This is a genomic window from Amycolatopsis sp. WAC 01376, from assembly GCF_003947415.1.
Classification (GTDB): Bacteria; Actinomycetota; Actinomycetes; order Mycobacteriales; family Pseudonocardiaceae; genus Amycolatopsis.
This window is the reverse complement of the sequence record NZ_QHKL01000006.1, coordinates 190,462-205,961: the sequence shown is the minus strand read 5'-3', so window position 1 is coordinate 205,961 and position 15,500 is coordinate 190,462. Positions and strand designations below refer to the sequence as shown.

Sequence of the window (15,500 nt, the reverse complement as noted above, 5' to 3'; positions counted from 1 at the left end):
GGGCGTTACCTCCGCGGTAATCGACGGCGGCACACCCGCGCGGAACGATGTCCGCATGACCACAGCCAAGAAGATCGTCGTCGACTGTTTCGAGAACCTGTTCGTACGCAAGGACTTCGCCGCCGCGGGCGCGAACGTGCACCTGGATTTCGTCACGCACAGCCCGGGTTTCCCTTCCGGCCGCGACGCTTTCGTCGAAGCGATGCGGAATTCACCGATGGCCGGCGCCGACGTCTCCGTGAAACGCGTGATCGCCGACGAGGATCACGTTGTCGTGCACCTGCACGTGGTCCCGCCGGGCGAAGAGCTCGGCACGGCCGTCGTCGACATCGTGCGCGTGGAGGACGGGCTCATCATGGAGCATTGGGACGTCAAGCAGCCGGTTCCGCCCGCCGCCGCAATGTTCTAGGGCTTGATGATCAGGCAGGTGCTCGACGCGGTCGCGAGCACCTTGCCCTGCCCGTCGCGGATGTCGCCCTCGGCGAACGCGACGCGCGAACCGGCCTTCACGACCCAGCCGTGCGCGCGGATCTCCCCCACCGAACCGGAAATGGCGCGCAGGTAGTTCACCTTCAGCTCGACAGACGTGTACCCGACGCCGGCGGCCAGGGTCGAGTGCACCGCGCACGCCACCGCCGAATCCAGCAGGGTCGCCGCGACGCCGCCGTGCACGGTCCCGATCGGGTTGTACAGCGACTCGTCCGGTGTGGCGGCGAGGACGACGTCGCCTTCGGCCACGCTCACCCAGCGCATGCCGAAATGCGCCGAGATCGGCGGTGGCGGGATCCGGCCCTCGGCGATACCGGTCAGGTAGTCGAGTCCGGACAGCTCCAGGCCGAGCCGGGCGGTGGGCAGCGGATCCTGCCAGGTCACGGTCTTTTGCCTGGTCTGCCCGGTGACGTCGATGGTCATCCTGCCTCCTAAGACGATCGTCCTAGGCTTTCCTAAGACGGTCGTCCTAGTCAAGGGCTATGCTGAGCGACGTGTCCGACACCACCACTCGCGAGCGGATGATCTCGACCGCGATGACGCTCTTCCGCCGCGAGGGCTACCAGGCGACCTCGTGGCGGCGGCTGGTCGAGCAGGCCGGGACGCCGTGGGGGTCGGCGTACCACCATTTCCCCGGCGGCAAGGAACAGCTCGCGGTCGCCGCGATCGAACTCGGCACCACCGTCGTGGCGAAGACGGTCCGCCGCGCCTTCGAGCGCAACGAGACCGTCGAGGACGCCGTGAGCTGGTGGTACCGCAAGGCGGGCGAGGCATTGGCCGCCGACGACTACCGCGGCGGCTGCCCGCTCGCCACGATCACGCTGGAGATGGCGCACGCCTCACCCGCGATCACCAAGGCGTGCCAGGACGCGTTCGCCGCCTGGCACGTGCTGCTGGTCGAATTGCTCGGCGGACGCGGCGTGAAGGACCCCGAAGACGTCGCCGCGGCCGTCATGAACAACCTCGAAGGAGCCCTGCTGGTCAGCCGGGTCCGCCGGTCCCCCGAACCGCTGGACCGGGCCGCGCGGCACGTCGCGCTCGTGGTCCGCGCGGCCTGAGAGAGCCGAGCGGGCGCCGGCGAGCGCGGGTAGCGTTCGGAGGCATGATCGGTCTGCCCGGCTCCATCACGGCCTGCCTCTTCGACCTCGACGGCGTGCTGACCGGCACCGCGGCCCAGCATCGCGCAGCGTGGAAACGCACGTTCGACGAATTCCTGCGCGCCCGCGACGGTGACGCGTTCTCCCCGTTCACCGACGCCGACTACGCGTCCTACGTCGACGGAATGCCGAGGGCCGACGGCGTCCGCACCTTCCTCACTTCGCGCGGTATCGAGCTGCCCGAGGGAAGCCCGGACGACGGAATCGGTGCCGCCACCGTCAACGGCATCGGGAACCGCAAGAACCAGCTGGTCCTGAAGATCATCGACGAAGAGGGGGTCACGCCGTATCCGGGTTCCGTCCGCTACCTGGAGGCGGCGAAGGCGGCCGGCTTGCGCATCGGTGTCGTCACCTCGTCGGCCAATGGCGCGAAGGTGCTCGACGCCGCCGACCTGACCAGGTTCGTCGAAGCGCGGATCGACGGAATCGTGATCACCGAAAGGAATCTGCGCGGCAAGCCCGCCCCCGATTCGTTCCTCGCCGGTGCCGAGGCGTTCGATGTCGCCCCGGAGTACGCGGCCGTCTTCGAGGACGCCCTCGCGGGGGTGCAGGCCGGCAAGGAAGGCGGTTTCGGTTACGTGGTCGGGGTGAATCGCGGGCATCAGGCGGGCGAACTGCTCGCGCACGGTGCCGACGTCGTGGTCGACGACCTCGCCGAACTCCTGGAGGACCGCAAGTGACCGAATCGCTTTTCCGCGGCTACGAGGTCTCGCCATGGGAGCTGCGCTGGCACGGGATGGACGTCGACGCGTTGCAGCGCACCGAATCGGCGTTCGCGTTGTCCAACGGGCACATCGGCCTGCGCGCGACGCTGGAGGAGGCGGAGCCGCGTGGCCTGCCGGGCACCTACCTGAACGGTTTCTACGAACAGCACGGTCTTCCCTACGCGGAGACCGGCTACGGCTACCCCGAAGAAGGACAGACCGTCGTCAACGTGACCGACGGCAAGATCATCCGCCTGCTGGTCGAGGACGAACCGCTCGACATGCGGTACGGACAGGCGACGGAGCACGACCGCGTGCTCGACTTCCGGAAGGGCACCCTCGCGCGCCACACCGTCTGGTCGTCACCGACCGGCCGCCGGGTGCGGGTGAAGACCGAACGCCTGGTCTCCTTCACCCAGCGTGCCGTCGCCGCGATCCGCTACGAGGTCGAACCGCTCGACGACGAGCTCCAGCTGGTGGTGCAGTCGGATCTGCTGGCGAACGAACCGATCGAGTCCGACACGCGTGATCCGCGGGTCGCGGCCGCGCTGGAGTCGCCGCTGATCGGCGAATACCACCACGCCGAGGCGTATCACGCGGTGCTGGTGCACCAGACCCGGAAATCCGGGTTGCGGATGGCCGCCGCGATGGACCACAAGATCGACGTCTCCGACGGCGTGCGCACGCATATCGAGGCCGAAGACGACCTGGCGCGGCTCACCATCGCCGTCGACGTGCCCAAAGGCGGACGGCTGCGGATCACCAAGTACCTCGCCTACGGCTGGTCCGCGCAGCGTTCGGTGCCTGCCGTGCGTGCCCAGGTCGAAGCCGCGCTGGCCGGAGCCCGGCAGACCGGCTGGAAGGGACTACTCGCCGAGCAGAAGGAGTTCCTCGACGACTTCTGGGAAACCTCGGACATCGAAATCGAGGGCGACCCGGAACTGCAGCAAGCCGTGCGGTTCGCGCTCTTCCACCTCCTGCAGGCCGGAGCCCGCGGCGAGACGAGGGCCTTGGCCGGCAAGGGTTTGACCGGCCCGGGCTACGACGGCCACGCGTTCTGGGACACCGAGACCTTCGTGCTGCCCGTGCTCACCTACAGCATCCCGGACGCCGCCCGCGACGCCCTGCGCTGGCGTCACTCCACTTTGGACAAAGCACGGGAAAGGGCCACACAGCTGGGTTTGCGCGGCGCGGCGTTCCCTTGGCGATCCATCAACGGCGCGGAATGTTCGGCGTACTGGCCGGCGGGCACCGCGGCGTTCCACGTCAGCGCGGACATCTCGGACGCCGTCGTGCGCTATCTCAACGCCACCGGCGACGACGAATTCATGCGGACCTGCGGCGCGGAACTGCTCCTCGAAACCGCGCGGATGTGGTCGTCACTGGGGCATTTCGATCGGCGGGGCCGGTTCCGGATCGACGGTGTCACCGGGCCGGACGAATACTCCGCGGTGGCGGACAACAACGTCTACACGAACCTGATGGCCCGCCGGAACCTGTTCTACGCCGCCGAAATCGTCGGCCAGCACGACGACGTCGCGCGGCAGTTCGACGTCAGCGAGGAGGAGGTCGCGTCGTGGCGCAAGGCGGCCGAGGCGATGCTGGTGCCCTACGACGAGGACCTCGGCGTCCATCCGCAGTCCGAAGGGTTCCTCGAACACGACGAGTGGGACTTCGAGGGCACGGACCTGGACTTCTACCCGCTGCTACTGAACTTCCCGTATTTCGACCTGTACCGCAAGCAAGTCGTCAAACAGGCTGATCTGGTACTCGCGCTGCACCTGTGCGGGGATTCCTTCACCCCGGAGCAAAAGGCGCGCGACTTCGCCTACTACGAGGCGCGGACGGTGCGGGACTCCTCGCTGTCGGCGGGAACGCAGGCCGTGGTGGCCGCCGAAGTCGGGCATCTGGAACTGGCGTACGACTACCTCGCCGAAGCGGCGCTCACCGATCTGCACGACGTGCACAACAACGTCCGCAACGGTCTGCACCTGGCCTCGCTGGCGGGCGCGTGGCAGGGCACCGTCGCCGGGTTCGGCGGGCTGCGCGATCACGGCGGACGGCTGACCTTCGCGCCGCGGCTACCGCCGCAACTCCGGCGGATCGCGTTCCGGCTGACCTTCCGCGGCACCCGGTTCCAGGTCGAGATCGACGGCGAGGGCGCAACGTATCACGTGATCACCGGGGAGCCGCTGGAACTGGCGCACCACGGCGAGACGTTCACGGTGACCGCCGAGCCGGTGCGGCTGCCGATCCCGGTGGCCGATCCCGGTCCGGCGCCGGTGCAGCCCGCGGGCCGCGCTCCGGTGCGGAGGCAGCCGAAGGACGGGTGACCGGTCACTCGCGTGCCATGAACGGTCCTTTACTTGCAAAATTTGCCAGGAACGGACCGTTCATAGCACGCGCGACAGCTCAGTCCGGGGGTTCGATCGGCACTTCGCCGCTGCCCGGCACGTCGTCGACCTCCTTCGTACCGTGCGGGCCGACGTCACGGTTGGGTGCGCTCGGCACGTCGGTCTTCGGCTGGATCCCGCGGAGGTCGTCGAGGTCTTCTTCGTCGTCCTGCCCGAAGTTCTTCTTGCTTTCCCTCATGTGTCCGGGGTACCCGCTCGCGGCCGGAAACGCCAGTTTTCAGGCGGCTTTCGCCGGCTTGCCCTCCAGCGTGACGAGCCCGTCGAGCATACCGAGCAGCAGTCCGTCCCTGGTGGACCACGGGCAGATGGCGACCTGACCGCCCGAAAGCGTCAGCAGTGCCTCGGCGACGATCGCGCCCGCGAGCGCCTGATGCGAGCGTTGCCGCGAGATGCCCGGCAGTTCGGCGCGGCGTTTCGCGGGCAGCTTCGCCAGCCTCGGGATCCACGCGCGAAGGTCTTCGAGGTGCAGTTCCCTGGCACGGGACGGCCGGTCACCGGCGAGCCGGGCGAGTTGGCGCAGCACCTTGGAGCAGCCGACGGCGCGATGGTCGCGGATCTGCGGCAGGACGTCCTGCATCGCGTCGCGGACCTCGTCGAGCACGTGCTCCCGCATCGCCCGCACGACCTTGGGCGACGGGCATTCGGTGGCGAACCAGTCCCGCGTCAGCGAACGCGCGCCGAGGGGCAGCGAGTGCGCGAACTCGGCTTCTTCGGCGCTTCCCGCGGCGAGTTCGACGGTCCCGCCGCCGATGTCGAGCACCAGCAGCCCGCCGGCCGAAGCCCCATACCACCGGCGAGCGCCGACGTACGCCAGCTCGGCCTCGCGGCGGCCGGTGAGGAATCGCAGCTCGACTCCGGTGGCCTTCGCGACGTCGCGGACGACCTGCTTCACGTTGGCCGCGTCGCGGATCGAAGAAGTGGCCAGCGGGAACACGTCCCCGACGCCGTGTTTGGCGGCCATGGTCATCCCCGCCTCGACCGCGGACGAGACCGCGTCGATACCGCGCCGGGTCAGGTTCCCGCCGTCGTCGAGTTCCCTGTCGAGCCGCAGTCGCGTCTGGTGGCTCAGCGCGGGATCGAGCGGCGAACCACCCTTGGCCAGGACCACCAGCCGTGCACTGAACGACCCGACGTCCAGGACCGCGGCGGACGGTTCCCCGATCTGCTTGCGCACGCGAGGCACCTCACCTTCGTCGCGAACGTATTCCCCCGAGGTCTCGCTTTCACTCCTGATAATGGCGGATTTTCTCGCCGTTCAGGCGTGGTTTACGTTCTCTTTCCACCGGGAGGCCGCTTTTTGACCACGAAGAAGATATACCGGCGCAGGTCAAGTATACCGTATCGATACAGGTGAGAGGTTCACCTCTCCCCCGCGTGCCTAGTCGATGAGTTCGCGCAGCTTCGAAACCTGCGCCACACGGGCTTCGCGGCCGGGCAACAGCGGGTTGACGACCAGGGTGGTCGCGCCGGCCTCGCGGAAGGCGGCCAGCCGCTCCTTGACGTAACCCTCCGGCCCGATCAGCGAGATCGCCTTGATCAGTTCCTTCGGCACCGCCGCGGCGGCTTCGTCCTTCTTGCCGTCCAGGTACAGGTCCTGGATGAGCTTCGCTTCGGCCTCATAGCCGTACCGCTGAGCGAGACTGTTGTAGAAGTTCTTGCCGCGCGCGCCCATCCCGCCGATGTAGAGCGCCAGCATGCCGCGCAGGTGGTCCAGCATCCCGTCGACGTCGTCGCCGATCGCCAGCGCGGTGCCGACGAAGGTGTCCAGCTCGCCCAGCGACGGGTCGCGCTTCGCCTTGCCCTCGGCCAGAGACGCTCCCCAGACGTCGGCCGCCTTCTCCGGGTGGAAGAAGATCGGCTCCCAGCCCTCGGCGAGTTCGGCCGTGAGCGCGACGTTCTTCGGGCCGATCGAGGCCAGCAGGATCGGGATCCGCTCGCGCACCGGGTGGTTGATCAGCTTCAGTGGTTTGCCGAGGCCCGTGCCCTGCTCGGGTGGCAGCGGGATCGAGTAGTGCGTACCGGAGTGCACCACCTTCTCCCGCCGCCACACCTGACGGCAGATGTCGATGATCTCGCGCGTGCGACCGAGCGGCGCGTCGTACTTCACGCCGTGGAAACCCTCGATGACCTGCGGACCGGACGCGCCGATGCCGAGGGTGAACCGGCCGTCGGAGACGAAGTCCAGTCCGGCGGCGGTCATCGCGGTCAGCGTCGGCGTCCGCGTGTAGATCTGGAAGATGCCGGACGCGATCTGGACCCGCTCGGTCTTCGCCGCGACGTAGCCGAGCTGGCTGACCGCGTCGAACGAATAGGCCTCGGGGACGAAGACGATGTCCAGTCCGGCCTTCTCCAGCTCGACGATGTCCGCCACGCTGTCGGCGAAACCACCGGCGTAGCTGATCGCGGTCCCGATCCTCATCGGCATCTCCTCACAAGTTACTGAGCGTTCGCTTAGCGACAGTATGCGCCGGGACGCCGCCGTCCGCCTGTGTGCCGGCTCACTGCGCGGCCACCCACGCCTTGACGACGTCGTCCAGCACCCGCAGCGGCAGGATGCCGTTGCTCAGCACGACCTCGTGGAAGCCCTTGATGTCGAACCGGTCGCCGAGCGCGGCCTCGACCTCGGCACGGATCCGCTCGATCTCCAGCCGTCCCACCATGTACGACAGCGCCTGCCCGGGAACGGCGGCGTAGCGGTCGATCTCGGCCTCGATCTCCACCCTGGCCATGGGCGTGTTCTCGGCGAGGTAGTCGACGGCCTGCTGACGGCTCCAGCCGAGCGCGTGCATCCCGGTGTCGACGACCAGCCGCCCGGCGCGCATCGAATCCTGGGTGAGCATGCCGAACCTGGTCAGATCGCTGGAGTACAGGCCCATCTCGTCGGCGAGGCGCTCCGAGTAGAGACCCCAGCCTTCGACGTAGGCGTTGACGTCGGCGTGACCGCGCAACATCGGCAGGCCTTCGAGTTCGTGCGCGATGCAGATCTGGAAGTGGTGCCCCGGAACGGCTTCGTGGAAGGCGATCGCCTCGCTCGTGTGCTTCGGGCGCTGCTCGGCCTCGTGGGTGTTCGCGTAGTAGGTGCCCGGCCGCGATCCGTCGAGCGCCGCCTCGATGTAGTAGGCCAGCGTGCCGCCGGGCGCCTCCGCCGGCGGGACCGGCTCGACCTGGCACCGGTGCTCGGGGACGGTCGAGAACCACTGCGGGGCAACGGCTTCGGCGCGGGTGATGGCGTCACGCGCGGCGTCGAGCAGTTCGTCGCCGTCCCGCCAGCGCAGGGCGGGGTCGGTGCGCAGCCGCTCGAAGATCTCGTCGAGATCCTTGGTGCCGAAGATCTTGTCGCCCAGTTCGCGGTACTGGTCGGACAGTTTCGCGATCATGTCGAGCCCGGTGTCGTGCAGGTCCCGCGCGGTGCGCTCGGTGGAGGTGTGCGCCCGGATCAGCGCGGCGTACTTCTCCTGCCCGCCGGGAAGCGCGCACAGCCCCGGCTCCTTCTCGGACTTCGCCACGGGACGCAGCTCGTCGGCGAGGAAGTCGCGATACCGGGCGTAGGCGGGCCGGACGACCTCGGCCAGCAGCCGATCCCGTTCGGTTTCGTAGCCCTCCACGGAAACGGAGGCGGTGAGCGCCAGCGGGTCACCCGCCTCGTCACCGAGATAGCGCTCCACGTAAGCGATCCCGCCTTCGACGAGGAAATCGGGCGGGACCAGACCATCGGCCGCCGCAGCCCGCTGGCGCACGATCAACGCGTCCAGGTAGGCGCCCATGCCGTCCAGCCGCTTCAGGTAACCGCGGACCTTTTCCTCGTCGTTCAGCGACAGCACCGCGAGTTCGTTGAGCATGAACAGCGCGGGCGAGGCCAGCCCATCGCTGACCGAGAACTCGGCGGCACGGGCGTCGATCACGTCGACCATCGCCTTCGCCTGCTGGATCACGACCTCGCGGGTGACCGCCTCGGCCGGGGAAAGTCCTTCGGTGGCAAGGGCTTCGGCGCGCTCGGCGATGGCGACCGCCGACGCGCGCTGTGCGGCGGCGGCCTCCGCGCTCGGATCGGGCAGCGCGCCGTGGTCGCCGGGCAGCCCGAGCAGGGACCGCCACAGCGGGAGCTCTTCGAACTTGAGCTCCATCAGCTCGTCGGCGAGACCGTTCGGGGTGTCGCCGTGCCCGGCGATCCAGTCGCGGACCACCCCGTCCAGCACCGAAAGCGGCAGCGCCCCGCCGCCGAGCACGACGTCGTGGAAGGCCTTGATGTCGAACCGGCTGCCCAGCGTCAGCTCGGCCCGCGCGCGGATGCGCTGGATCTCCAGCCGTCCCACCATGTACGACAGCGCCTGGCCTGGGAACGCGATGTAACGGTCCACTTCGGACTCGATCTCCACCAGCGCCATCGGCGTGTTCTCGGTGAGGAAGTCGATGGCCTGGCGGCGGCTCCAGCCCAGCGCGTGCAGCCCGGTGTCGACGACCAGGCGCCCGGCGCGCATCGAATCCATGGTCAGCATGCCGAGTTTCGCGACGTCGTCGGAGTACAGGCCCATCTCGTCGGCGAGGCGCTCGGTGTACAGGCCCCAGCCCTCGGCGTACGCGGTGAAGTCGCCGATGCGGCGCAGCAGCGGGAGCTCGGTGAGCCCCTGCGCGAGGCTCAGCTGGAAGTGGTGACCCGGGATGGCCTCGTGGAACGCCGTCGCCTCGGCCGCGTGCCGGAACCGCTCCTCCGCCTTGTGGGTGTTGGCGAAGTAGATGCCCGGCCGCGAGCCGTCGACCGCGGGCCACATGTAGTACGCGGCGGGCGCGCCGGGCGCGGATTCGGCGGGGACCGCCTCGACCGTCCACGGCTGCGGCGGGATCCGGCCGAACCACTTCGGCGCCTCGGCCTCGGCCCTGGTGATGGCCGCGCGGGCGGAGTCCAGCATCTCGTCGGCGCTGGACCACCGCAGTGCCGGGTCGCTGCGAAGCTTGGTGAAGATCTCGGCGAGGTCGCTGGTGCCGAAGACCCGGGAGCCGTACTCGCGGTACTCGGCGGCCAGGTTCGCGATCACGTCGAGCCCGGTCTGGTGCAGCTCACGCGGGGTGCGGACGGTCGTCGTGTGCATCTCGGCGAGTAGGGCGTAGATCCGCTCGCCGTCGGGCAGCCAGCAGACGCCGGGCTTGTCCTCGGGACGGCCGTGCGGCGCGATCTCCTTCGCGAGCACCTCGCGGTAGTCGGCGATCGCGGGCCGGACGACGTCGCGCAGCAGGTCGGCGCGGCGGGTCTCGAAGTCTTCGTCGGGCGCGGGCTGGCGCAGCAGCGGATCGGCCGACGGATCGGCGAGGTGCCGGTCGAGGTACGCGACGGCGGCGTCGACGAGGTACGCGACCGGGACCAGGCCGCGGGCGACGCCGTCACGATGCCGCTGCGCGGCCTGCCGCAGGTACTCGGGGATCGCGGCGATCCGCCCGAGATGTGCCTCCGCCTGCGCGCCCGTCCCGACCGACATCATCGGCAGCACGGTGAGCACCTCGGCGGCGGGCGAGATGAACAGGTCGCTGACGGTGAACTCGACGAACCGCGAGTCCAGCAGCGCGATCCTCGCCCGCGCCATCGCGATCAGGACGTCGCGAGTGGTCTTCTCCTCCGCGCTCAGCCCCTCGGTGGCGAGCGCCTCGGCCCGCTCGGCGAGCCCGGCCAGCCGCGCGCGGAAGGCGTCTCCAGCGGCCTCGCTGAGATCGGTGAGCCCGGTCGATTCCGGACGGAACCCCTGCAAAGCGGGCATGACCGGCTCGGCGTCGAAGAGGGCTTCGACGAACTCGTCGGCGAGGGCGGAGACTTCGCTCATGTTTCTTCCCCAGTGATCGGTGGAGGCGGTATCCCCGACCCTAATGGAGACCGCGACCTACCGAAGCCGGGTTTTGCGGCACTCGGACGGCCTCTTCCCGCGGCGCCGGAGGCGAGGCGGTAGCGTTCCCGGACGTGGCCGTGACCGATCCCGTGGACATCCGCCTGCTCGCCGCCCTCGCGGACCTGGGCAAGGCGGCCGTACACGAACTCGCGGCCAAGGTCGGGATGGACCCGCGCGAGGTCGCGTACCGGCTGGTCGCCCTCTCCGGCAGCGGACTACCGCTGCTCGTCGGCGTCGAGAGCGACCCGAACGGGCTACGGGCCGCCATCGCCGGGGCGCCGCCTTCATGGGCCCAGCAGCCTCAACAACCACAGCCGCCCCAACGCCCGCCGGGCCACTCCGGGCCGCACAACATCCAGGGCACGCCCTCAGGGCCGTACAACGTCCAGGGGACGCCGTCAGGCGCGTACAACGTCCACGGCACTCCGTCGGGCGCCTACAACGTCCACGGCACCCCGTCGGGGCGCTATCCCGGCCCGCCGTCGGCCCCGGTACGCCAGCCGATGGCGCCGCCACCGCGGCCACCCGCCCCGCCGCAACAGCAGTTCGCCCCGCCCCCGATGGCGCCCGCCGACCCGGTGATGAGCACGTGGGGTGTGCCGCAGACCGCGTCCTGGGCCCGTGGCGACGAACAGCAGGTCACCCCGCAGGCGGCCCCGGAGGGCAAGAAGGGCCGGACCGGTGACGTGATGGAGACCCACGGCCTGGAGGGCGAACAGCTCACCGTCCAGCTGCTCGAGGTCCAGGACCCGGCGGACTACCTGTTCAGCGCGGCGGGCTACTCGCTGGAAGCCGGCGAACGATCGGTCGTGGTGCACACCGAGATCACCAACCGCGGGAACATCCCGTTCGTGTCGCTTCCGGACAACTACCTCGAACTGCTCACCGCGGACGGCAAGCCGATCGCGAAGGCGCCGGTCTCGCTGACCTCGCGGCCGCCGCACAAGATCGGTGTCCGGCCCGGCGAGACCCTCGGCGGGCACACCGTCTACGTGCTGCCGGACGCCACCCGCGTGGTCGCCGTGCGCTGGTCACCCCGGCCTGAGCCGGACGAGCGCACGCTGACCTGGTCCATCGACGACTGACGCCCGCACTGCGGATGTCCGTGAGGGCCTCCTTCCCTACCCTCAAGGTAGTGAAGGAGGCCCTCACGGACTTCCGACCGCCTCCAACAGTCACAGAAACCCCACACGTCACAACGGCTGCGCGTGAAGGCCCCCTTCACGCGGCTCAGCCGAGGGAACTCGCCCTTCGCGCCGCCCGGATGTCATGAAAGGGTCGTTCAGGACGAAATATGTCCTGAACGACCCTTTCATGACATCCGGTACCGACTCACCGGCCACATCGCGTCTAGTTCTCGTCCTGCAGGATCCGCAGCGCGGTGGCGAGGTCGTCCGGGTACTCCGATTCGAACTCGACCCAGCGCCCGTCGGACGGGTGGGCGAAGCCGAGCGTCTTCGCGTGCAGCCATTGCCGGGAGAGCCCGAGCTTGCGCGCCAGCACCGGGTCGGCGCCGTAGGTCAGGTCTCCGACGCACGGGTGCTTGAGCGCCGAGAAGTGCACGCGGATCTGGTGCGTGCGGCCGGTCTCCAGTTTGATCTGCGCCAGCGAAGCGGCGCGGAAGGCCTCGACGACCTCGTAGTGCGTGACGCTGGGCCGTCCGCCCTGGACGACCGCGAACTTGTAGTCGTGCCGGGGGTGCCGGTCGATCGGCGCGTCGATGGTGCCGCGCGTCGGATCCGGGTGGCCTTGGACGATGGCGTGGTAACCCTTGTCGACGGTGCGTTCCTTGAACGCCCGCTTCAGCACGGTGTACGCGTGCTCGCTCTTCGCCACCACCATCACGCCGGTGGTGCCGGCGTCGAGCCGGTGCACGACGCCCTGGCGTTCGGCCGCACCCGAGGTCGCGATCCGCAGCCCGGCGGCGGCGAGCCCGCCGACGACGGTCGGGCCGGTCCAGCCGGGGCTCGGGTGCACGGCGACGCCGACCGGCTTCGAGATCACCACGATGTCGTCGTCGTCGTGCAGGATCTTCATGCCTTCGACGGGTTCCACGACGACCTCGATGGGCGAGGCCGGATCGGGCAGCGTCACTTCGAGCAGTCCGCCCGCGGTCAGCCGGTCCGACTTCCCGGCCTGCCTGCCGTCGAGCAGGATCTCGCCGGATTCGGCCAGTTCCGCCACGATCGTGCGGGAAAGTCCCAGCAGTTTCGCCAGCCCCGCGTCGACGCGCATGCCGTCGAGCCCGTCGGGAACGGGCAACATCCGCGCGCTCATTCGCTCGCCGCTTTCTTCTTGTCCTTGGTGGATGTTCCGTCGTAGTCCTTGCCCAGCAAGGAAAGGATCACGATGAGCACGCCGCCGACACAGATCGCGGAGTCGGCGGCGTTGAAGATCGCCCAGCCCTGCCCGTTCGGCGCGAACGCGGAGATCATGTCGACCACGTGGCCCTGCAGCGGGCCCGGCGCGCGGAAGATCCGGTCGGTGAGGTTGCCGAGCGCACCGGCCAGCACCAGGCCGAGGCCGATCGCCCAGCCGACCGAGCGCAGCCGCCGGGACAGCCAGACGATGGCGATCACGACGGCGATCGCGACCAGCGCGAGCACCCAGGTCAGCCCGGTCGCCATCGAGAAGGCGGCGCCGGGGTTGCGCACCAGCTGGAAGTACACCAGCCCGCCGAGGAACTCGACCGGCTGCTTGCCCTCGAGCGTGGACACGGCGATCTGCTTGGTGACGAGGTCGATCCCCCACACCACCGCGGCGACGGCGAACACCACGGCGACGCGCTTCTTGGGCAGCGGCGGCGACGGTGGTGCGGTTTCGGGCTCTGTACTCACTCCCCCATTGTCCACTGAGCGTGCTCAGGCCTCCTCGGCGGCTGTCTTCGGCCTGCTCAGCAGGGCCGCGAACGCGCCGGCGAGCGCGACCAGCGACGACAGCACCAACGCGAGCTGTCCTTGCGCGAGCACGACCGCGCAGAGCACGAACGCCGCGGCCACGACGAGCACCAGCACGCTGCGCTCCAGCCAGGCGAGCCCGGCCAGGCCGAGCGTCAGCAGAACCGCGCTCCGCGCGTCGCCGTCCATGTCGAGTTCCCAGTAGCCGACCAGATCCGCCAGCACGATGGCGACCAGCCCGCCGAGCGCGATCCCGGCGACCTTCCACCACCGCACGGTCTTCGCCCGGAAGGCGTAGAACAGCACCGTGCCGAGGTAGACCGCGAGGACGGCGAACAGCCAGTTGTCCATCCTGCCCATGCCGACGACCGAAACCGCGGTCAGGGCCTCACGGCTCATCTCCCCGGCGTGGACGGATCCGAACACGCCGCCGTTCGCGTACGGCGCATACGCGAACCATCCCTCGGACCGGCGCGTGCCGACGGACAGGGCCACCACCGTCAGCTGCGCGAATCCCAGCAACGCCAGCGGAAACCAGTAACGCGGTCGCTCGTTCCCCATGCGGGGAGAGGCTAGTGGGTCAGGCGCAGAACGGGGGCAGTTCCCGCGGATCGTTCTCCGGCACCCAGCGGCCCTCGGGCTTCTCGTACTGCCAGCGGGCGCCGCGGGCGACGATCTGGCGCAGCGCCAGCACGAGCCGGTCCACGTGTTCGGTGGTGCTGCCGAGGCCGAGGCTGACCCGGACGGCCTGCTGCCCGGTCGAACCGGCGGCGGAGATCAGCCGTTTGGTGGCGATGTGCGCGCAGAACGCGCCGTCTCGCACGCCGATGCCGTACTCCGCCGAAAGGACCGCGGCGAGCCAGCCCGGGTCGAAACCGTCGACGACGAAGCTGAGCGTGCCGACCCTGTCGACCGGCGCGTCGAACAGCCGCAGTTCGGCGAATCCGGGAACCGCGGCGAGACCGCGACGCAGCCGCGCCAGCAGTTCGTCCTCGTGGGCGACGATCGCGTCCCAGTTCGCGGCCAGCGTCTGGCAGGCGACACCGAGCGCGTGGACGCCGACGGTGTTGGGGGAACCGGCTTCGTGCCGCTCGGGGCCGGAATTCCAGACCACGCCGAGGTTTTCGGAGTCACGGTTGACGAGCTTCGTCGCGCCGCCACCGGCGAGGTACGGCTGGGCGGCGCGCAGCCAGTCGGCGCGGCCGATCAGCGCGCCCGCACCGAAAGGCGCGTACAGCTTGTGGCCCGACAGCGCGACGTAGTCGACGTCCAGTTCACGCACCGAGATCTTCCGGTGCGGGGCGAGCTGCGCCGCGTCGAGCGCGATCCGGGCGCCGTGCCGCCGCGCGACGGCGGCGATCTCCTTGACCGGCAACAGTTCCCCGGTCACGTTGGACGCGCCGGTGATGACGACCAGCCGCGGGCCCTGCGGGCAGTCCGCGAGCGCTTCGTCCACAGCGGACACCGCGGCGAGGCGAGTGCGCGGCGTCTGCACCCTGCGGACGTTCGGTCCCTTCCACGGCAGCAGCGCGGCGTGGTGCTCGGTGTCGAACACGACGACCGACGTGTGCTTCGGCAGGCTGCGCGCGAGAAGGTTGAAGGAATCGGTGGTGTTGCGGGTGAACACGACGGCGTCGGTCGACCGCGCGTCGACGAAGTCCCGCAGGATTCCGCGCGTGCGCTCGTAAAGCTTGGTGGAGATCTGCGAAGCGAACCCGGCGCCGCGGTGCACGCTGGCGTACCAGGGCAGGAATTCGTCGACCGCGGCCCGCACCTTGTCCAGACAGGGGGCGCTCGCCGCGTGATCGAGGTTCGCGTATCCGATATCGCCGCCGGTCACCAGCGGGACCCTCAGATCGGCGCACGCGACCGTCGGGATTTCGTGCGTGGCAACGGTTTCCGCGACAACAGCGGGGGTGTTCGTGCGTTCGAGAGCGAGAGTCATCGTCATCCTCCGGGCCAGGGG

The 15,500-nt window shown here is 69.5% G+C and carries 14 protein-coding genes; 5 read left to right on the top strand and 9 right to left on the bottom strand.

Annotated elements, in window-relative coordinates; genetic code table 11:
* Positions 1 to 55: 55 nt before the first annotated feature.
* On the top strand, positions 56 to 409 hold the full coding sequence (locus tag DMH03_RS27845) for a nuclear transport factor 2 family protein (RefSeq protein ID WP_125794957.1): 354 nt from the start codon (positions 56 to 58) through the stop codon (positions 407 to 409).
* Here the strand turns inward: DMH03_RS27845 and DMH03_RS27840 are convergent.
* Positions 406 to 912, bottom strand: coding sequence for a PaaI family thioesterase (locus DMH03_RS27840; protein ID WP_125794956.1), 507 nt, complete (start codon positions 910 to 912; stop codon positions 406 to 408). The genes DMH03_RS27845 and DMH03_RS27840 overlap by 4 nt on opposite strands.
* A gap of 71 nt (positions 913 to 983) precedes the next feature.
* Between DMH03_RS27840 and DMH03_RS27835 the strand changes: the two genes are divergently transcribed.
* From DMH03_RS27835 to DMH03_RS27825, 3 genes are read left to right on the top strand one after another with little or no spacing between them, the layout of a single operon-like run.
* Entirely contained in the window at positions 984 to 1,547 is a 564-nt protein-coding gene (locus DMH03_RS27835; protein WP_233611676.1) for a TetR/AcrR family transcriptional regulator, read from the top strand.
* 44 nt (positions 1,548 to 1,591) lie between these two features.
* Complete coding sequence (locus DMH03_RS27830; protein ID WP_125794954.1) at positions 1,592 to 2,326, top strand: HAD family phosphatase; 735 nt, start codon at positions 1,592 to 1,594, stop codon at positions 2,324 to 2,326.
* The gene (locus DMH03_RS27825; protein ID WP_199749049.1) at positions 2,323 to 4,683 is read left to right on the top strand and encodes a glycoside hydrolase family 65 protein; all 2,361 of its coding nucleotides are present in this window, start codon (positions 2,323 to 2,325) and stop codon (positions 4,681 to 4,683) included. Before DMH03_RS27830 ends, DMH03_RS27825 begins: the two co-directional genes overlap by 4 nt.
* 79 nt (positions 4,684 to 4,762) lie before the next feature.
* On the opposite strand, the gene DMH03_RS27820 is transcribed toward DMH03_RS27825, so the two are convergent.
* The 4 genes from DMH03_RS27820 to DMH03_RS27805 all read right to left on the bottom strand — a co-directional run bounded on the left by DMH03_RS27820 (position 4,763) and on the right by DMH03_RS27805 (position 10,574).
* Positions 4,763 to 4,942: a hypothetical protein gene (locus DMH03_RS27820; RefSeq protein ID WP_125794953.1), complete on the bottom strand. Its 180-nt coding sequence runs from the start codon at positions 4,940 to 4,942 to the stop codon at positions 4,763 to 4,765.
* A gap of 39 nt (positions 4,943 to 4,981) precedes the next feature.
* A complete protein-coding gene (locus DMH03_RS27815) occupies positions 4,982 to 5,938 on the bottom strand; it encodes a Ppx/GppA phosphatase family protein (RefSeq protein WP_125794952.1) in 957 nt (318 codons plus the stop codon).
* Positions 5,939 to 6,142: 204 nt separating this feature from the next.
* Positions 6,143 to 7,183, bottom strand: a complete 1,041-nt coding sequence (locus DMH03_RS27810; RefSeq protein ID WP_125794951.1) for an LLM class F420-dependent oxidoreductase — start codon at positions 7,181 to 7,183, stop codon at positions 6,143 to 6,145.
* Between the two features lie 79 nt (positions 7,184 to 7,262).
* On the bottom strand, positions 7,263 to 10,574 hold the full coding sequence (locus tag DMH03_RS27805) for a DUF885 family protein (RefSeq protein ID WP_125794950.1): 3,312 nt from the start codon (positions 10,572 to 10,574) through the stop codon (positions 7,263 to 7,265).
* Between the two features lie 134 nt (positions 10,575 to 10,708).
* Here DMH03_RS27805 and DMH03_RS27800 point away from each other — a divergent pair, with 134 nt between their 5' ends.
* Positions 10,709 to 11,722: an AsnC family protein gene (locus DMH03_RS27800; RefSeq protein WP_125794949.1), complete on the top strand. Its 1,014-nt coding sequence runs from the start codon at positions 10,709 to 10,711 to the stop codon at positions 11,720 to 11,722.
* 265 nt (positions 11,723 to 11,987) lie between these two features.
* Here DMH03_RS27800 and DMH03_RS27795 read toward each other — a convergent pair whose 3' ends face one another.
* The 4 genes from DMH03_RS27795 to DMH03_RS27780 are packed head-to-tail and all read right to left on the bottom strand — an operon-like array spanning position 11,988 to position 15,479.
* Positions 11,988 to 12,914, bottom strand: a complete 927-nt coding sequence (locus tag DMH03_RS27795; RefSeq protein ID WP_125788613.1) for an RluA family pseudouridine synthase — start codon at positions 12,912 to 12,914, stop codon at positions 11,988 to 11,990.
* Positions 12,911 to 13,474 (bottom strand): signal peptidase II, encoded by a 564-nt coding sequence (lspA, locus tag DMH03_RS27790; RefSeq protein ID WP_125794948.1) that lies wholly within the window; start codon positions 13,472 to 13,474, stop codon positions 12,911 to 12,913. The genes DMH03_RS27795 and lspA overlap by 4 nt, the downstream gene beginning before the upstream one ends.
* 24 nt (positions 13,475 to 13,498) lie before the next feature.
* Positions 13,499 to 14,095 carry a hypothetical protein gene (locus DMH03_RS27785; protein ID WP_125794947.1) on the bottom strand — a complete coding sequence of 199 codons (597 nt, stop codon included), beginning with the start codon at positions 14,093 to 14,095 and terminating at the stop codon, positions 13,499 to 13,501.
* A gap of 19 nt (positions 14,096 to 14,114) precedes the next feature.
* Positions 14,115 to 15,479 carry an aminotransferase class V-fold PLP-dependent enzyme gene (locus tag DMH03_RS27780; RefSeq protein WP_125794946.1) on the bottom strand — a complete coding sequence of 455 codons (1,365 nt, stop codon included), beginning with the start codon at positions 15,477 to 15,479 and terminating at the stop codon, positions 14,115 to 14,117.
* Positions 15,480 to 15,500: the final 21 nt, after the last annotated feature.

What these genes read in the sequence shown, in the direction of transcription:
- DMH03_RS27810 (WP_125794951.1), bottom strand. Translation starts at nt 7,183, where the DNA reads ATGAGGATCGGGACCGCGATCAGCTACGCCGGTGGTTTCGCCGACAGC.
- DMH03_RS27830 (WP_125794954.1), top strand. Translation starts at nt 1,592, where the DNA reads ATGATCGGTCTGCCCGGCTCCATCACGGCCTGCCTCTTCGACCTCGAC.
- DMH03_RS27840 (WP_125794956.1), bottom strand. Translation starts at nt 912, where the DNA reads ATGACCATCGACGTCACCGGGCAGACCAGGCAAAAGACCGTGACCTGG.
- DMH03_RS27820 (WP_125794953.1), bottom strand. Translation starts at nt 4,942, where the DNA reads ATGAGGGAAAGCAAGAAGAACTTCGGGCAGGACGACGAAGAAGACCTC.
- DMH03_RS27845 (WP_125794957.1), top strand. Translation starts at nt 56, where the DNA reads ATGACCACAGCCAAGAAGATCGTCGTCGACTGTTTCGAGAACCTGTTC.
- DMH03_RS27785 (WP_125794947.1), bottom strand. Translation starts at nt 14,095, where the DNA reads ATGGGGAACGAGCGACCGCGTTACTGGTTTCCGCTGGCGTTGCTGGGA.
- DMH03_RS27780 (WP_125794946.1), bottom strand. Translation starts at nt 15,479, where the DNA reads ATGACTCTCGCTCTCGAACGCACGAACACCCCCGCTGTTGTCGCGGAA.
- DMH03_RS27805 (WP_125794950.1), bottom strand. Translation starts at nt 10,574, where the DNA reads ATGAGCGAAGTCTCCGCCCTCGCCGACGAGTTCGTCGAAGCCCTCTTC.
- DMH03_RS27795 (WP_125788613.1), bottom strand. Translation starts at nt 12,914, where the DNA reads ATGAGCGCGCGGATGTTGCCCGTTCCCGACGGGCTCGACGGCATGCGC.